This window comes from Streptomyces sp. 4N509B, assembly GCF_052245655.1.
Taxonomy (GTDB): domain Bacteria; phylum Actinomycetota; class Actinomycetes; order Streptomycetales; family Streptomycetaceae; genus Streptomyces.
Window position 1 is genome coordinate 107,866 of the sequence record NZ_JBQQBZ010000012.1, and the last position, 15,984, is coordinate 123,849.

Annotated in this window: 15 protein-coding genes; 10 read left to right on the forward strand and 5 right to left on the reverse strand. The window is 74.6% G+C overall.

What is annotated here, in order from left to right:
• The first annotated feature begins 256 nt into the window (after window positions 1-256).
• Window positions 257-2,518, forward strand: coding sequence for a glycogen debranching protein GlgX (glgX, locus tag ACTWP5_RS14225; protein WP_443221276.1), 2,262 nt, complete (start codon window positions 257-259; stop codon window positions 2,516-2,518).
• Here the strand turns inward: glgX and gcvH are convergent.
• Both gcvH and gcvT read right to left on the reverse strand, forming a co-directional pair.
• Window positions 2,513-2,902: a glycine cleavage system protein GcvH gene (gene gcvH / locus ACTWP5_RS14230; protein ID WP_443221277.1), complete on the reverse strand. Its 390-nt coding sequence runs from the start codon at window positions 2,900-2,902 to the stop codon at window positions 2,513-2,515. The genes glgX and gcvH overlap by 6 nt on opposite strands.
• Before the next feature lie 112 nt (window positions 2,903-3,014).
• On the reverse strand, window positions 3,015-4,142 hold the full coding sequence (gcvT, locus tag ACTWP5_RS14235; protein WP_443221278.1) for a glycine cleavage system aminomethyltransferase GcvT: 1,128 nt from the start codon (window positions 4,140-4,142) through the stop codon (window positions 3,015-3,017).
• 491 nt (window positions 4,143-4,633) lie between these two features.
• Here gcvT and ACTWP5_RS14240 point away from each other — a divergent pair, with 491 nt between their 5' ends.
• From ACTWP5_RS14240 to ACTWP5_RS14250, 3 genes are all read left to right on the forward strand, one after another.
• A complete protein-coding gene (locus ACTWP5_RS14240) occupies window positions 4,634-5,347 on the forward strand; it encodes an enhanced serine sensitivity protein SseB (protein WP_443221329.1) in 714 nt (237 codons plus the stop codon).
• A gap of 233 nt (window positions 5,348-5,580) precedes the next feature.
• Complete coding sequence (locus ACTWP5_RS14245) at window positions 5,581-6,381, forward strand: enhanced serine sensitivity protein SseB C-terminal domain-containing protein (RefSeq protein ID WP_443221279.1); 801 nt, start codon at window positions 5,581-5,583, stop codon at window positions 6,379-6,381.
• A gap of 134 nt (window positions 6,382-6,515) precedes the next feature.
• Window positions 6,516-6,989 carry a Dps family protein gene (locus ACTWP5_RS14250; protein ID WP_443221280.1) on the forward strand — a complete coding sequence of 158 codons (474 nt, stop codon included), beginning with the start codon at window positions 6,516-6,518 and terminating at the stop codon, window positions 6,987-6,989.
• Between the two features lie 152 nt (window positions 6,990-7,141).
• Here the strand turns inward: ACTWP5_RS14250 and ACTWP5_RS14255 are convergent, their stop codons facing one another.
• Window positions 7,142-8,002 carry a peptidoglycan recognition protein family protein gene (locus ACTWP5_RS14255; protein WP_443221281.1) on the reverse strand — a complete coding sequence of 287 codons (861 nt, stop codon included), beginning with the start codon at window positions 8,000-8,002 and terminating at the stop codon, window positions 7,142-7,144.
• Window positions 8,003-8,226: 224 nt separating this feature from the next.
• Window positions 8,227-9,180: an NAD(P)-dependent alcohol dehydrogenase gene (locus tag ACTWP5_RS14260; protein ID WP_443221282.1), complete on the reverse strand. Its 954-nt coding sequence runs from the start codon at window positions 9,178-9,180 to the stop codon at window positions 8,227-8,229.
• 291 nt (window positions 9,181-9,471) lie between these two features.
• On the opposite strand from ACTWP5_RS14260, the gene ACTWP5_RS14265 reads away from it, so the two are divergent.
• The 4 genes from ACTWP5_RS14265 (at window position 9,472) to ACTWP5_RS14280 (ending at window position 12,725) form a co-directional block, all read left to right on the forward strand.
• Window positions 9,472-10,041 (forward strand): TetR/AcrR family transcriptional regulator, encoded by a 570-nt coding sequence (locus ACTWP5_RS14265; RefSeq protein ID WP_443221283.1) that lies wholly within the window; start codon window positions 9,472-9,474, stop codon window positions 10,039-10,041.
• Between the two features lie 151 nt (window positions 10,042-10,192).
• On the forward strand, window positions 10,193-11,272 hold the full coding sequence (locus ACTWP5_RS14270) for a peptidoglycan recognition protein family protein (RefSeq protein WP_443221284.1): 1,080 nt from the start codon (window positions 10,193-10,195) through the stop codon (window positions 11,270-11,272).
• A gap of 83 nt (window positions 11,273-11,355) precedes the next feature.
• The gene (locus ACTWP5_RS14275) at window positions 11,356-12,075 is read left to right on the forward strand and encodes an RNA polymerase sigma factor (protein WP_443221285.1); all 720 of its coding nucleotides are present in this window, start codon (window positions 11,356-11,358) and stop codon (window positions 12,073-12,075) included.
• The gene (locus ACTWP5_RS14280) at window positions 12,072-12,725 is read left to right on the forward strand and encodes a hypothetical protein (protein ID WP_443221286.1); all 654 of its coding nucleotides are present in this window, start codon (window positions 12,072-12,074) and stop codon (window positions 12,723-12,725) included. Before ACTWP5_RS14275 ends, ACTWP5_RS14280 begins: the two co-directional genes overlap by 4 nt.
• A gap of 26 nt (window positions 12,726-12,751) precedes the next feature.
• Here the strand turns inward: ACTWP5_RS14280 and ACTWP5_RS14285 are convergent, their stop codons facing one another.
• Window positions 12,752-13,429, reverse strand: coding sequence for an N-acetylmuramoyl-L-alanine amidase (locus ACTWP5_RS14285; protein WP_443221287.1), 678 nt, complete (start codon window positions 13,427-13,429; stop codon window positions 12,752-12,754).
• 95 nt (window positions 13,430-13,524) lie between these two features.
• Between ACTWP5_RS14285 and ACTWP5_RS14290 the strand changes: the two genes are divergently transcribed.
• A complete protein-coding gene (locus ACTWP5_RS14290) occupies window positions 13,525-14,694 on the forward strand; it encodes a cysteine desulfurase family protein (protein WP_443221288.1) in 1,170 nt (389 codons plus the stop codon).
• A gap of 87 nt (window positions 14,695-14,781) precedes the next feature.
• On the forward strand, window positions 14,782-15,924 hold the full coding sequence (mnmA, locus tag ACTWP5_RS14295) for a tRNA 2-thiouridine(34) synthase MnmA (protein ID WP_443221289.1): 1,143 nt from the start codon (window positions 14,782-14,784) through the stop codon (window positions 15,922-15,924).
• Window positions 15,925-15,984: the final 60 nt, after the last annotated feature.

Sequence of the window (15,984 nt, forward strand, 5' to 3'; positions counted from 1 at the left end):
GTCCCGGCGTCGGGGCGCGGAAGCGCGTCGGCGTGAGCGGGGACTGGAGGAACAGCGACACGTGTCCCAGACGCAGCCAGACCCGGCTCCGACGCGCCCCCCGACGCGCCCCCCGACGCGGCCACCGACCCCGGCCCCCGCGCCGGCCTCCCCTCCGGCCCGGGACTCCGCCCCGCCGCGGACCCCCGCGTCCGGCCCCCCACGCGTCCTGAGCCCGGCGCCCGCGACCACGCCGACCACGCCAACCGCGCCGGCCGTGCCGCCGCACGCCGCGCGCGAGGTCTGGCCCGGTTCCCCCCAGCCGCTGGGCGCCCGGTGCCTCACCGGTCCCGACGGCGTCGCGGGCACCAACTTCGCCCTCTGGGCCGGCGGCGCCGAGGCCGTCACCCTCTGCCTCTTCGACAACGCACCCGGCGGCGAACGCGAGACCCGCCTGCCGCTGACCGAGGTGACCTACGAGATCTGGCACGGCTTCGTCCCGGGAGTCCGCCCCGGCCAGCGCTACGGCTACCGCGTCCACGGCCCCTGGGACCCCCGGGACGGCGCCCGCTGGAACCCCGCCAAGCTCCTGCTCGACCCCTACGCCCGCGCCGTGGACGGGCACCTCGGCGGCGACCGCGCCCTCCCCGCCGAGCTCTACGGCCACGTCAGGGACTGGCCACGCCAGGACCAGGCCGACACCGTCCGCGACGAACGCGACTCGGCGCCGTACCTGCCCAAGGGCGTCGTCGTCCACGACCAGGACGACTGGGCCGACGACCGCCGCCCCGACACCCCGTGGGCCGACTCCGTCATCTACGAACTCCACGTGCGCGGCTTCACCATGCGCCACCCGGGCGTCCCGCCCGCGCTGCGCGGCACCTACGCCGGCCTGGCCCACCCCGCGGCCGTCGAGCACCTCACCGCGCTCGGCGTCACCGCCGTCGAGCTGATGCCCGTCCACCAGTTCGCGGACGAGGACCACCTGCTCCGGCGCGGCCTGCGCAACTACTGGGGCTACAACTCCGTCGGGTACTTCGCCCCGCACGCCGCCTACAGCGCCTCGGGAAGCCGCGGCCAGCAGGTCGGCGAGTTCAAGTCCATGGTGCGCACCCTCCACGCCGCCGGCATCGAGGTGATCCTCGACGTGGTCTACAACCACACCGCCGAGGGCAACCACCTCGGCCCCACCTACTCACTGCGGGGCATCGCCAACGCCGGGTACTACCGGCTCGCCGACGACCCGCGCTACTACACCGACTACAGCGGCACCGGCAACACCCTCCACGTCGTCCAGCCCCAGGCGCTGCGCCTGATCACCGACTCGCTGCGGTACTGGGTGACGGAGATGGGCGTGGACGGCTTCCGCTTCGACCTCGCCGCCGCCCTCGCCCGCTCCTTCCACGACGTCGACATGCTCTCCCCGTTCCTCGCCGTGATCGCCCAGGACCCGGTGCTGCGGCGCGTCAAGCTGATCGCCGAGCCGTGGGACGTCGGCGACGGCGGGTACCAGGTCGGCGCCTTCCCACCGCTGTGGACCGAGTGGAACGACCGGTACCGCGACACCGTTCGCGACTTCTGGCGAGGCGCCCTCCCCGACGTGCGCGACCTCGGCTACCGGCTGTCGGGCTCCAGCGACCTCTACGCCTGGGGCGGTCGCCGCCCCTACGCCTCGGTCAACTTCGTGACAGCGCACGACGGCTTCACCCTCCGCGACCTCGTCTCCTACGAGCAGAAGCACAACGAGGCCAACGGCGAGGACAACCGCGACGGCGCGGAGGACAACCGCTCGTGGAACTGCGGCGCCGAGGGCGACAGCGACGACCCGGACGTCACCGCGCTCCGCCGCCGCCAGCTGCGCAACCTGCTGACGACGCTCCTGCTCTCCACCGGCGTGCCGATGCTCGTGGCCGGTGACGAGATGGGCCGCACCCAGCGCGGCAACAACAACGCCTACTGCCAGGACAACGAACTCGGCTGGCTGGACTGGTCCCTGGCCGCCGGGACGGGGGAGGGGGCCGACCCCGGCTGGCGGCGGCTGCTGGACTTCACCCGCCGCCTGATCCGGATGCGCCGCGACCACCCGGTGCTGCGCCGCCGCGCCTTCTTCTCCGGACGCCGCGAGGGCCCTCGGGGCATGCGGGACCTGGGCTGGTTCACCGCCGACGGCAGGGAGATGACCGAGGACGACTGGTACGCGCCCAGCCACACCCTCGGCATGTTCCTCTCCGGGCGGGACATCCCGCAGCGCGACGCCCGTGGCCGCCCGGTGACCGACGACAGCTTCCTGGTGCTGCTGCACGCCGGAGCCGCGCCGCTGGACTTCCCGCTGCCGGGCCCGCCCTGGGCTCAGGGCTACGAGCTGCTCGTGGACACCTCGCGCGAGGAGCAGGCGGCCGCGCCCGGCACGTGGCACGCCGCCGGCGCGGTGATCAGGGTGCCGGAGCGCTCGGTGCTGCTGCTCCGCGCCCACTCCACACGTCCGGCCGAGCCGCCCGGTCCGGCCGAACCGGCCGGACCGGGCGCGCCGTCGTCATGACGCGTTGACGAACGTCTCGTACTCGTCGGCGGTGAGCAGCTCGCCGGCCACGCCGGCCTCCCCGGTGAGGCGGACCCTGAAGAGCCAGCCCGCCTCGAAGGGGGCGGAGTTGATCAGGGAGGGGTCGTCCACGACGTCCTGGTTCACCTCCGTGACCTCACCCGACACGGGCGAGTAGACGTCGCTGACGGACTTGGTGGACTCCAGCTCGCCGCACGGCTCGGCCGCCGCCACCGTCGACCCGACCGCGGGCAACTGGACGAAGACGACGTCGCCGAGCTGGTCGGCGGCGTACCTGGTGATGCCGACCGTGGCCACGCCGTCCTCGGCGGTCGCCAGCCACTCGTGCTCCTTGCTGTAGCGCAGCTCGGGTGGGTTGCTCATCGGGGTGGGACTCTCCTTAGCCTTGGCCTCGCTGTCGGGGCACTTCACGGACACGACACGGACACGTCACGGCGCGGGCGCACACCCGTGTCCCCCGCCGCGGCGCCCGGGCTCAGGTGTGGCGCTTGTAGAACGGCAGGGCCACGACCTCGTGCGGCTCGCGGCTGCCACGGATGTCCACCGCGACCCCGGGTGTCCCGGGCGTCGCGTGCGCGGCGTCAACGTACGCCATCGCGATGGGCCTGCCCAGCGTCGGCGACGGCGCGCCCGAGGTGACCTCGCCGATCGGCCGGCCCTCGGCGTCCACCACGGCGTACCCGGTGCGCGGCACCCGCCGGCCCTCGGCGACCAGCCCGGTCAGCACCCGCCGCGGCCCGCCGCCGGGGGAGCCCTCCCGCTCCGCCACGGCGCGCAGGGCCGCCCGGCCCACGAAGTCCCCGGGCTTGTCGAACCGCACCACGCGGCCGAGACCCGCGTCGAACGGCGTCGTCGCCCGGGTGAGCTCCTGGCCGTAGAGCGGCATGCCGGCCTCCAGCCGGAGCGTGTCCCGGCAGGACAGGCCGCACGGCACCAGACCGTCCTCCCGGCCGGCCTCGGTCAGCGCCCGCCACAGCGGCTCCGCGTCCTCGGGGGAGCAGAACAGCTCGAAGCCGTCCTCGCCCGTGTACCCGGTGCGGGCTATCAACACCCGCCGCCCGGCGACCGTGCCCGGCAGCCCGGCGTAGTACCGCAGGCCCGCGAGGTCGGCGTCGGTCAGCCGCGCCAGCACGGCGGGGGAGGCGGGCCGCTGCACGGCGAGCAGCGCGTACGCCTCGCGGTCGTCGCGGACCGCCGCGTCGAAGCCTCCCTGGCGCGCGGTGAGCGCGTCGAGCACGACCTGGGCGTTGGCCGCGTTGGCGACGATCATGAACTCCTCGCCCGCCAGCCGATAGACGATCAGGTCGTCGAGGATGCCGCCGTCCTCGTCGCAGATCATGGTGTACCGGGCACGGCCGGGGCGGAGGGCGGAGAGGTGGCCCACCAGGGCGTGGTCCAGCAGGGCGCCGGCGGCCGGCCCCGTGACGGTGATCTCCCCCATGTGCGTCAGGTCGAACAGTCCGACGGAGCCGCGCACCGCCTGGTGCTCGGCGCGCTCACTGCCGTAGCGCAGGGGCATGCGCCAGCCGGCGAAGTCCGTCATGGTGGCGCCGAGAGACCGGTGTACCGGCTCCAGCGGGGTCTCGCGCGGGGTGTCCGACATGCCGCACATCATCGCATGGCCCTCCGACAGTGGCCCCTGGGCGGAGCGGAGTCCGCCCCCGTGGCCGGGGACAGCCTTTAGGGTGTTGGGCGACCTGGCGGCCGGGAACGGGCCGCCGAACGGCTGAGAGGCGGCGGTGGGTACGGATGGGCGAGCCGTGGCAGGCCCAGTGGCCCCAGGGTGAGGGCGCGGACGTCCCCGGGGGGAACGGTCACCCGGGGGGCGCGTGGGACGCGCAGGCAGGCGAGGGCCACCCCGTGGACGTCCCGCCGTCCTTCGACCCACGGGCGGTCGAGCACCAGGGCGGAGGCCAGGGCGGGAACCAGAGCTGGGACCAGGCGGCGTCGGGCGGACAGGACTGGGGCGCGGGGGGTCAGGACGGTGTCCCGGACCCGTGGGGCACGGCCCAACTCGACCAGCCGCTCGCCGGGCCGTCGTCCCAGTCCGCGTCCCAGCCCTCCGCCGCCGCCAGCGGCTGGCCCAGCAACGAGCTGGAGGAGGCGCTCGCCGCCGCCGTCGGGGTCCGCGAGGCCGCGCCCCACCTGCTGAAGGTGCTGTCCCGCAGCAGGCTGTGGGTGCCGCTGCCGGAGGGCGGCGGCCCGAGCAGCCGCACGTTGCGCCTGCCCACCCTCAGGCTGAACGGCGCCCCGTACGTCCCCGCGTTCACCTCCGCGGCCCAGTACCAGCTCGGTGGCGCCGCGCACCTGTCGTTCACCGTCGCACCGGTCCCCGAGTTCGCCAGGGGCCTTCCCCCGGAGCTCGGCATCGCGGTCAACCCCGGCGGCACGGTCGGCATCCCGGTGCCGCCCGTGGCCGTCGCCGAGCTGTGCCGCGCCACGCCCGGCGAGCGCGTCCCCGGCGTCCCCTCGGGCGCCCGCATGCGCCTGTTCCAGCCGGACTGGCAGGACGAGCCGCTGGACTTCCTCGCCACCGTCTCGGGCGAGCTGTCGGGCCTATGGTTCGTGCGCTCGGCGCGCCGGGGCCTGGCCAGCGCCGAGGGCGGCCCGCCGTCCCTCTTCGTCGGGCTGGAGCTGGAGCTGCTGGACGAGCAGTGCCGCGCCGCCGCCCACGAGGCGCTCGAACGCGCGCTGGCGCGGCAGCCGGTGGCCTGGCCCGTGCAGATGGTGCTGCTGGACGCGGCGGAGGACCCGGTCGTGGACTGGCTGCGCCACTGCGTACGGCCGTTCTACGCCCGTGAACCGTGACGTTCCGGGCCCTAAGCTGGTGAGGCTGGCCGACGCGTGAGCGCACGCGACCGGGCGGGCGAAGGGACGCGGGCGCACGTGAACGCGAACGTGCGCGGGGGAACGCGGAGAGAGGGAACGCAGCAGGAGAAGCGTCGCGGTCCGCCGCGTCGTTAGGCCTCTGAGGCGTGGAGAGCGACCCGGTGCCGGATGCGAAGCCCAGTGGAGGTGCGGTGCGAGGAGGGTCAGCCCAGGTGGGCGCGGCCAGACGCGTCGAGGAGCTGCTGCCGCGCGTGACGGCCGACCGGCTCGACGCCTACGAGGCCCTGCTCGCCGCGCTCGGCCAGGGTCGGGTGTGGATGCTGCTGTGGCACGGCAGGCCGGGCGAGCGCGACGCGCAGTACGGCAGCATGGAGGTCGCGGGGCACGGCTACGCGCCCTGCGTCACCTCCGAGCGGGAGCTCGCCGCCAGCGGCTGGACCCGGTCCCACGAGGTGGTCGGCGGCCGGGACGTCGCCGCCGCTCTCTACCCCGACCACTGGGGCCTGTGGCTCAACCCGCACGCCCCCGGCGGCGGCCTCGGCATCCCGTGGCTGGACCTGCGCCGCATCGCCGGCGGCCTGGACCGCCTGCCGGCCGGGCCGCTGCGCATCAGCGAGCCGAGCATCCGCGCCGACGCCTTCTACGAGCGGCTCACCGCCCACGCCCGGCGCACCCCCGCGCTGCGCAGCCTCCGGCGCGCCTGGGTGCAGCCGGCGGTCGGCACGGCGTACCTCGTGATCGGCCTGGAGATGGACGACCCGGGCGACGAGCGGGGGGCGGAGGCGGTGCGGGAGATGATGCGCCAGGCCGTCGGAAGCGTCCCCGACGGCCTGGCGGTCGGCACCGTCGCCATGGCCGACGTCTACGACCCGGTCGCGATGTGGCTGCGGGCGAACACCCGCCCGTTCTACGACCGCGACACGCCCGTCGCGGGCGGCGCCGCGGTCCCCGGTCCCGCACAGGACCCGTCCGTGCTTCGGCAGCGCGGTTACGGGTACCCGCGACCGTACTGACCGGTGGCGCCGCCCGGCTGCGGGCCGACAGTGCCCGAACGGACGGTCGCCGTGACACCGCGTGCGTCGTCGGCGCCGGAGGTACGCTGGCCGGAAACGGACGTAACGCGCTTTTGTATGGAAAGGTACATCTCATGTACGCCGTCAAGAGCTCCCTTCCCGACACCACGGTGAAGCTGGTGGGCGAGGCCCTGCAGGGCGCCCTCGTCGACCTGGTCGATCTCTCGCTCGTCGCCAAACAGACGCACTGGAACATCCTCGGCGCGCGCTTCCGCTCGATCCACCTCCAGCTCGACGACGTCGTCTCGACGGCGCGTGCCCACGCCGACACGGTCGCCGAGCGGGCCGCGACCGTCGGCATCTCCCCGGACGGCCGCGCCGCCACCGTCGCCTCGCACTCCGGGCTCCCCACCGCGCCCGAGGGCTGGCAGCAGGACGTCGACGCCATCCGCGGCATGGTCGCGGCGCTGGCCGCCGTCGTGGCGCGCATGCGCGAGCGCCTGGAGTCGATCGGCGACACGGACCTCGTCACCCAGGACGTGCTGGTCCAGATCACGAAGGACCTGGAGAAGCACCACTGGATGTTCCAGGCCGAGAACGTCGGCTGAGACCAGAGCCGCCCCGCGCTTCTGCGCCGCCGCGCTTCCGCGGTCGCGGGGTCCCGCGTCGGGCTCCTGACCGGTACGAACGCCCCCTGGTCCGGCGGCCGGGGCCCGACAGCCCAGGGCCCTGGCCGGGGTCCCTCCGCCGCCCGCCGGGCTCAGCCGCGCGGCGGCCGCCTGACGCCGGCCTCGACGCGCAGCGCCGCCTCCTTCGCCTCCCTGGCGTTGGTGTACGCGCGCAGCACGACGCTGCCCAACGCCAGCTCGCCGTCCTCGACCCTGATCTTCCGCGCCACCACGGCGTCCGCGATGCGCCGCACGTCCTCCTCGCTCAGCGTGACGCCGTCCGGGCGCGGCGCGGAGGGCGGCGTGGGCGCCTGCGCCGGGCTCTCGGGGTTCCAGCTCGCCGCGTGCGCGAGCCGTTCGGCGATCCGCGCGCGGAGCGTGACCATGGACAGGCCCAGGGGGTCGATCTTCTGGTCGGACCACTCCAGGTGCCCGATCGTGGACTTCGCCGACCAGCCGTGCGCCCGACACAGCGCCGCCGCGGCGCGCACCATCGCGTCCTGTTGGGCGGGGGGCCACGGGTCCTCGCCGTCGCCGTCGTTGTGGCACTCGAAGCCGTAGAAGGGTGCGTTGCCGTCGACCGCTCCCGGCGAGCCCGCGTGCTCCGTCGGCGGGGGCGGACGCTCGCCGTAGGACTCGGCGCGGACGGCCGCCAGCACGTCCGGGTCGCCGCCGCCGGCGTGGTTGGCGCGGCCGTTCCCGACCATGTGCACGACGCCGTCCTTCGTGATCACGCCGTGGCACAGCGGGCCCGGCAGATCGGCCCGGCCGACGTAACAGAGGGTCACCGGATCTTCGTGTGGGGCGGTGTGGTGGAGCATCACGCCGTTCACCGGACCCCACGGCCCGACGTGGTCGCGGTTGTGGGTGCGCCAACTGCGGACCTCGACCACCCGCAGGCCCTCGTCGCGCAGAACCTTCAGCAGGGGGTCGGGCTTCAGCGGAGTCGCCACGGGACGTCCCTTCCTCTGGTGGTGGGCCCGCGCGGGGGAGGGCAGCGGACGGCCGCCCGGCCCGGGCGGTGGGTGCGAACACATGCTGAACACATGCGGACACAGCCCAACGTATGCCGTGACGTCGTGCCCGGCGCAGACGCGCGCGTGTCCGCCACGCGCGGGAAACCCGTCCGGCGCAGCCCCCGCGACCCCTGGGAGACTCCGGCGGGTCCTTGCGCCCCTCACCACTGGTCGTCGGTCACCGCGACGACGCGCTTGCCGCGGCTGTGTCCCGTCTCCAGGTCGCGGTGGGCCGCCGCGATGTCCGTGAGGGGGTAGACCCGGTCCACGACCGCGCGCAGCTCGCCCGCGGCGACGTGGCGGGCCAGCAGGTCGAGGTCGGCCGCCTTCGGCCTGAGCTGGCCCAGGCGCACCGTCGGGCCGGGGCGCGGCGCCGACCCCAGGGCGTAGGCCATGGCACGCGGTGACAGCGACACCATCCGGCCGCCGCGGCGGACCCTGCGGCGGTACGCCGCCAGCCCGCGTCCGTGCAGGTCGACGACGGCGTCGAACGTGGCGGTGCCCAGCGCGTCCGGCTGGGTGTACGCGTACGCCGTGTGGGCGCCCAGCTCCACGCAGAAGTCCGTGTTGGCGGGCGAGGAGACCGTCGCGACCTCGGCGCCCGCCGCGCGGGCGAGCTGCACCGCCGCGCTGCCCACGCCGCCGCTGGCGCCGACCACGAGCACCGTGCTTCCGTCCCGCACGCGCGCCATTCGCAGCGCCATCAGGGCGCTCAGGCCGACGGTCGGCAGCGCGGCGGCCTCCCGCGGCCCGAGCCCGTCGGGCGCGGCGGCCACCAGGCGCGCCGGGACGCTGACGTACTCGGCCGCCGCGGCGCTGCCGAGTCCCAGGCGGGTGCCCCACACCCGCCCGCCCACCAGACCGGGGTTGGCCCCCGGGCCGACGGCGACGACCTCGCCGGCGAAGTCCTGGCCGGTGCCCTTCGGGAAGCGGAAGCCGCTGAGCAGCCGCAGCTTTCCGGCGCGCACCAGGGTCTCGGACGGGTTGACGCTGGTCGCCCGCACCCGCACCAGGACGTCCCCGCGGCCTGGTCGCGGCAGCGGGGCATCCTCGACCCGCAGCACCTCGGGCGGGCCGTAGCGGTGGTAGCGGGCGGCGCGCATCTGGTTCGCCATCGCGGTGTCCTCGTCCTTCTGGCCTGGACGGCCGGGTCACGGGTCGGGTGGGTCGGAGTGGGAGCGGGTCGGTGGGTCAGCGCGGACGGTCGGGGCGGGTCTCGTCCGGGGAAGGCCACCCCCCGGCGCCGTGCCGCCGTCTCCCGCCGCGCGGGATTGACAGACCATCGCGAGCGAGACAGCCTGTCCCGATCGGTCTCGGCTGCCCTCGTCGAGAGTCTCCACGAGCCGTGTGACACCTCACAAGCTGCGGTTTCGCGGGATCGTCCCGAACGAGACAGGGAGGACGAAGTGTCTCAGCCAGTCGAGAACCTGCGGGTGCGACGCACGCGGAAACTGCTGCGCGACGCCCTGGTGGACCTCGTCGAGGAGCGGGGGTTCGACCGGGTCACGGTCTCCGAGATCACCGACCGCGCGATGGTCAGCCGGGCCGCCTTCTACCGCAACTACCGCGACAAGTACCACCTCGTGGAGCAGATCTTCGACGAGGCGATGGCGCGACTGGAGGACTCGATGGGCGCCGACGGCCGGCCGCCGCTGGAGCGGTGGTCGGCGTTCTTCGAGCACCTCGACGCCTACCACCGGATGTACGGGGCGCTGCTCGGCCGGCGCGGCAGCCCGTGGTTCGCCCAGCGGATGCGCGCCGCGCTGGCGGACATGGTCGCGCCCCACTTCCCGCCGCCCCGGGACGAGTCCACGCCCGGCCTGCTGCCGACGGTGCTCTCGTCGATGTTCGCCGCCTCCATCACCTGGTGGCTGGAGAACGACCGACCCCTGCCGCCCCGCGAGGTCGCCCTCCGCTCCGCGGACCTCGCCGCCGCCGTCATCGCGAGGGCGAACGGCTGGCAGCCCTCGACCTGACACGCGCCCGGCGCACCCCTCGGGCGCGCTCCCGTCGTCGTCTGTCCCGTCATCGCCCGTTCGGCCCATGGCAGCCGTGGGACGGGGTAAGGGTGGATATACATCACGTAGTGCCATCGCTCCTGTCAGCGCAGCCGAACGGAAGTCAGCCATGGCATCTCCACTGTCCGCCGACCGTCTGCTCAGGGCCCTGAGGGACGAGGGGGTCAGGGTCGTCGAGCACCGGGAATGGCGGACGAACAACCGCAACCACGTCGGGTCCTTCGGGCCCGTGCACGGCGTGATGATCCATCACACCGTGACCGAGGGCACCGCCTCCACCGTGGACCTGTGCTACGACGGCCACTCCACCCTGCCGGGACCGCTGTGTCACGGCGTCATCGCCAAGGACGGCACCTGCTACCTCGTCGGCAACGGGCGAGCCAACCACGCGGGCAGCGGCGACGGCGACGTGCTGGCCGCCGTGATCGCCGAGCGTGATCTCCCCGCCGACAACGACACCGACACCGACGGCAACATTCACTTCTACGGCTTCGAGTGCGTCAACCGCGGCGACAACGTCGACCCGTGGCCGCCCGAACAGGTGGAGGCCGCCGTGCGCGCCTCGGCCGCGATCTGCCGCGCGCACGGCTGGGGCAAGGACGGCACCACCTCCGTCATCGGCCACCTGGAGTGGCAGCCCGGCAAGGTCGACCCGCGCGGTCCCGGCGTCTCCATGGCGGACATCCGCAGGCGTGTCGCCGAGCGGCTGGAGCACCCCGCGGACTGGAGCCCAGACGAGGAGGACGAGATGCCCAAGAGGGCGCTTTTCGGCACCAACGACGACTACCGGCGCACCATCCAGCCGAACGAGTGGACCACGCTGACGTTCAACCGACGCCACACCGACGGCGCCTGGCAGGACCTGGAGCAGGCCACCTCCAGCATCCTCCACGGTCCCTGCCACTACACGGCCTCGATAGCCGTCCGCGTGGACGGTCTGGCCAAGGGGCAGGAGTTCCAGATCCGGCTCGCCAACTACCGCGAGCGGGACGGCGGCTTCGTGCGGACGGCCAGCCTGCCCATCGACTCGCCGGTGCACTCCGGCGGCGGTCTCCACGCGGTCTACACCTGGTCGGGATTCATCTCGGCCAGCGACCGCGGCCGGGTCCGCCCCGAGGTCTTCCACTACGGTGACGATCCGCTGGTCGTCACCTGGGCCCGCGCCGAGTCGCTGTACTGGCCCGGCTGACCGGCGTGACGCGGTCGAGGTAACGCTCTCCGCCCGTCCCGCCAAGTAGAGGGTGTAAGGCAGGACGAGGACAGGAGAGCCTCTTGCGCACACCCCAGGAAACCCGCGGCGGGCCGGTCGACGCCGCCGACCCGGCGATATTCGAGGAGTTCTACCGCCGGCACGTCGACGCCGTGACGCGCTTCGTGGCGCGTCGCGTCACCGACCCGCACACGGTCGCCGACCTCGTCGCCGACGTCTTCGTCGCCGTGATCCACTCCGCCCACACCTACCGGCCGCGCCGGGGGAGCGAACGGGCCTGGCTCTACGGCGTCGCGCGCAACGTCGTCTCCGCCGAACGCCGGCGCTCGGCGCGTGAGGCGAGGCTGGGCAGCCGGATCGCCGGCCGCCGCCTGCTGGAGGCCGACGACATCTCGCGGCTGGAGGACAAGCTCGACGCCGAGAGTCCGGGGCGCCGCGCGCTGGCCGCGCTGGCACGGCTGCCCGAGGGGGAGCGCGCCGTCGTCGAGCTCGTCGCCGTCGACGAGCTGACCGTCGCGGAGGCCGCCGCCGCACTCGGGATCCGACCGGTGACGGCCCGCGTGCGGCTCCATCGCGCCAGGAAGGCGCTCCGCACCAGCACCGTCGGCGAACCGGAGCGTCCCGTGCCCCACAGTGCCGTGCCCGGCAGCGCCGTGCCGGACCGTGCCGGACGGGCGGAGTCCGGCCTGTCCTCACCCTCCACGCCCTCCACGCCATCCACGCCGGCCGTACCGGCCACGCCGTCCTCACCACGACTCGCGACCCAGAGGGGGAACGCATGACCTCGACCTTCGAAGACCGCCTGCTGACCGAGCTCCAGCAGGAGGTGGAGCGCACGGTGTTGGGAGAGGGTCAGGCCCCGTCCCGGGCGGCCACCCGGCGCCGGCTCGTCACCCCCCGCCGCGCCGTGTTCACCCTGGCCACAGCGTGCGCCGCGACCGCGACGACCGTCGTCGCGCTGCCCGGCTCGCCGGCCCCCGCCGCCTACGCGGTGGAGGCCCACCCCGACGGCTCGGTGAGCGTGTCCCTCTTCGACCTGACCATGGACACGGAGGAGCAGGCGCGCCTGGTGGAGGAGGTGCGCGAGGCCGGCGTCAGCGTCGAGGTCCTGAACCAGGAGCCGGGCATGCGGTGTGTCGAGCCACTCGGCGAGGGCGCCGTGGTCGCGATGGAGTCCTTCCGGTTCGACGACTCGGAGGACGGCACCGGCGAGGAGCTCACCGTGATCTGGACGGAGAACGGGCCCGAGCAGGACCACGTGTACGAGCTGGCGCCGAGCGACACCATGGTCGTCGAGAAGCTGTCCCTGGACGGGCGGCGCCACGACGTCTTCCACTTCGTCGAGGGCGACCCCGATCCGTGCGAGCCGATGCCCGTGGACGGGTTCGAGCGTCCGGTGGACGTCCACCCCGACGCGACGCCCTCGGACTGACGCCCTCCCGACCACCCACCCCGTGGTCACACGCCCCGGGTCGCCGCCTCACGGACCAGGCCGATGTACCGGTCCCAGTCCCAGTGCGGCCCGGGGCAGATCCGGACGACCTCCGGCACCTCGTTGTGCCCCACGATGTGCTGCCGGTCCACCGGTATGGCGTACCGGGCGCATATCCCGGCCACCAGCCGGGCCGAGGAGGCGTACATCGCGTCCGTCAGGTACGACGGGTCGTCCGCCCAGCCCTCGTGCTCGATGCCGATGCTGCGCTCGTTGAACGAGAGGTTCCCCGCGTGGTACGCCACGTCCAGCTCGCGGGCCAGCTGCGCCACGTGCCCGTCCTCCGAGCGGATCACGTAGTGCGTGGAGGCCCCGTGGGACGGGTCCTGGAAGACCTGCAGCGTGATCGCGTACGTGGCCTCCGGCATGTGGATGACGACGCGGTCTATCGCGTAGTCCCGGGGGCGGTTGGCCCGCCGGTAGTTCCCCGAGGAGGCGGGCACCCACTCGGCGCCCGGGTGGTCCACCTCGCCCTCCACCCGGTCGACCTCGTCCCCCGAGTACCGCCACCACCAGCGCTCCAGCACCTCGCGGGCGGCGAAGGCACCCGCTCCCACCGCCACCGCGGCGCCGCCCAGCACGACGGTGCGGCGGCCGGGACCCGCCCGACCCGGACTCCCGCGTCCTCCCGCATGCTCACCCATCGTGACCTCTCGCCGGCGACACTGTGATCGTCTCGGCTGAAACAACGCCCGTCCGCCGGGAGCGGTTCCAGGACGACCGTAGAATCGGCCCTGTCATGCCGTATCTCGACCACGCCGCCACCACCCCGATGCTCCCCGAGGCCATCGCGGCGATGACGGCCCAGCTGCGCGCGACCGGCAACGCCTCAGCCCTCCACGCGGCCGGCCGGGCGGCCCGTCGCGTCGTCGAGGAGGGCAGGGAGGCGGTGGCCGCGGCCCTCGGCGCCCGCCCCAGCGAGGTCGTCTTCACCTCCGGCGGCACCGAGGCGGACAACCTCGCCGTCAAGGGCCTGTACTGGTCCCGCCGCGCCGCCGACCCGCGCCGCGTCCGGGTGCTGGCCAGCCCGGTCGAACACCATGCGGTGCTCGACGTCGTCACCTGGCTCGGGGACCACGAGGGCGCCACCGTCGAGTGGCTGCCGGTGGACCGGCACGGCAGGGTCGACCCTGAGGACCTGCGGGCCGCCATCGAGCGGAATCCGGACGACGTCGCGCTGGCCACCGTGATGTGGGCGAACAACGAGATCGGCACCGTCATGCCGGTCGCCGAGCTCGCCGCCGTCGCCGCCGCGCACGACGTCCCCCTCCACGCCGACGCCGTCCAGGCCGTCGGACAGGTGCCGGTGGACTTCGAGGCGTCCGGTCTCGCCGCCCTGACCGTCTCGGGACACAAGATCGGCGGGCCGTACGGCATCGGCGCGCTGCTGTTGGGGCGGCAGTGGACCCCGACGCCCGTGCTCCACGGCGGCGGGCAGGAGCGCGAGGTGCGGTCGGGGACGCTCGACGTTCCCGCGATCGCCGGGTTCGCGGCGGCGGCGGCGTTGGCCGTGGAGCGGCGCGAGGAGTTCGCCGAGCGGGTCGGCGCGTTGCGCGACGAGCTGGTCGCCGCCGTGACGGCGGCCGTTCCCGACGCCGTGCTCGGCGGCGACCCGGACCCGGCCGGCCGCCTCCCGGCCAACGCGCACTTCGCCTTCCCCAGCTGCGAGGGCGACTCGCTGCTGCTGCTCCTCGACGCCCAGGGCATCGCGTGCTCCACGGGCTCGGCCTGCACCGCGGGCATCGCCCAGCCCAGCCACGTGCTGCTCGCGACCGGCGCCGACCGCGAACTGGCCCGGGGCACGCTGCGCTTCTCCCTCGGACACTCCTCCACCAAGGAGGACGTCGTCGCCCTCGCCGAGGCCATCGGGCCCGCGGTCGAACGCGCCCGCGGCGCCGGTCTCGGCTGACCGCGCCGCCGCCCGCCACCCGAACGTGGAGGCGCGCTGTCGGTGGCGGGTCGTAGGCTGGTGCGCGTGCCGCGATGGGAGCCCCCGATGACCGACCAGCCGACCAGCCGACCGCTGCGTGTGCTCGCCGCCATGTCCGGCGGTGTGGACTCCGCGGTGGCCGCCGCGCGCGCCGTCGAGGCCGGACACGACGTCACCGGGGTCCACCTCGCGCTGTCGGCGAACCCGCGGTCCTTCCGCAGCGGAGCCCGCGGCTGCTGCACCCTGGAGGACGCCCGCGACGCCCGGCGGGCCGCGGACGTCGTCGGCATCCCGTTCTACGTGTGGGACATGGCCGAGCGGTTCCGCGAGGACGTGGTCGAGGACTTCGTCGCCGAGTACCGCGCGGGCCGCACCCCGAACCCCTGCCTGCGGTGCAACGAGAAGATCAAGTTCGCGGCGTTGCTGGACAAGGCGCTCGCCCTCGGCTTCGACGCCGTCTGCACCGGCCACTACGCCACGGTGCGGCGCGGCCCGGACGGCCGTCGCGAGCTGCACCGCGCCGCCGACGCCGCCAAGGACCAGAGCTATGTCCTCGGGGTGCTCGACGAGCGGCAGCTGGCACACGCCCTCTTCCCCCTCGGCGACACCCGCGCCACGAAGGACGAGGTCCGCGCCGAGGCGGAGCGGCGGGGCCTGGCCGTCGCGCGCAAGCCCGACAGCCACGACGTCTGCTTCATCGCCGACGGCGACACCCGCGGCTTCCTCGCCCGCCACCTCGGCTCCGCCGAGGGGGACATCGTCGACGAGGAGGGCCACCGGATCGGCACGCACCAGGGCGCGCACGGCTTCACCGTCGGCCAGCGCCGGGGCCTCCACATCGGCAGGCCCGCGCCCGACGGCAAGCCGCGGTACGTGCTGGACATCTCCCCGGTGACGAACACCGTCACCGTCGGCCCGGCCGAGGCGCTGGACGTCGTCGGCCTGACGGCGGTGCGTCCGCGCTGGTGCGGGGCGGCCCCCACCGGCACCGGACGGTACGGCGCGCAGCTGCGGGCGCACGGCGCGGAGGTCCCGGTCTCGGCCGAGGCGGTCGACGGCGAGCTGCGGGTCCGCTTCGACCGGCCGGTGCGGGGCGTGGCGCCCGGCCAGGCCGTCGTGCTCTACGACGGCACGCGGGTGGTCGGTTCCGCCACCATCGCCGGCACCGAGCGGGCGCGCGGCGCCGCGGAGCGCACCGCGGCCCGCTGAGCCGTCGCGGGGCCCGCGGTCGACCCGGCCGCCCGCCGTCGTCCCACCACCACCCGCCGC

What these genes read in the sequence shown, in the direction of transcription:
- gcvH (WP_443221277.1), bottom strand. Translation starts at nt 2,902, where the DNA reads ATGAGCAACCCACCCGAGCTGCGCTACAGCAAGGAGCACGAGTGGCTG.
- gcvT (WP_443221278.1), bottom strand. Translation starts at nt 4,142, where the DNA reads ATGTCGGACACCCCGCGCGAGACCCCGCTGGAGCCGGTACACCGGTCT.
- ACTWP5_RS14250 (WP_443221280.1), top strand. Translation starts at nt 6,516, where the DNA reads ATGTACGCCGTCAAGAGCTCCCTTCCCGACACCACGGTGAAGCTGGTG.
- ACTWP5_RS14260 (WP_443221282.1), bottom strand. Translation starts at nt 9,180, where the DNA reads ATGGCGAACCAGATGCGCGCCGCCCGCTACCACCGCTACGGCCCGCCC.
- ACTWP5_RS14270 (WP_443221284.1), top strand. Translation starts at nt 10,193, where the DNA reads ATGGCATCTCCACTGTCCGCCGACCGTCTGCTCAGGGCCCTGAGGGAC.
- ACTWP5_RS14280 (WP_443221286.1), top strand. Translation starts at nt 12,072, where the DNA reads ATGACCTCGACCTTCGAAGACCGCCTGCTGACCGAGCTCCAGCAGGAG.
- ACTWP5_RS14285 (WP_443221287.1), bottom strand. Translation starts at nt 13,429, where the DNA reads ATGGGTGAGCATGCGGGAGGACGCGGGAGTCCGGGTCGGGCGGGTCCC.
- ACTWP5_RS14290 (WP_443221288.1), top strand. Translation starts at nt 13,525, where the DNA reads ATGCCGTATCTCGACCACGCCGCCACCACCCCGATGCTCCCCGAGGCC.
- mnmA (WP_443221289.1), top strand. Translation starts at nt 14,782, where the DNA reads ATGACCGACCAGCCGACCAGCCGACCGCTGCGTGTGCTCGCCGCCATG.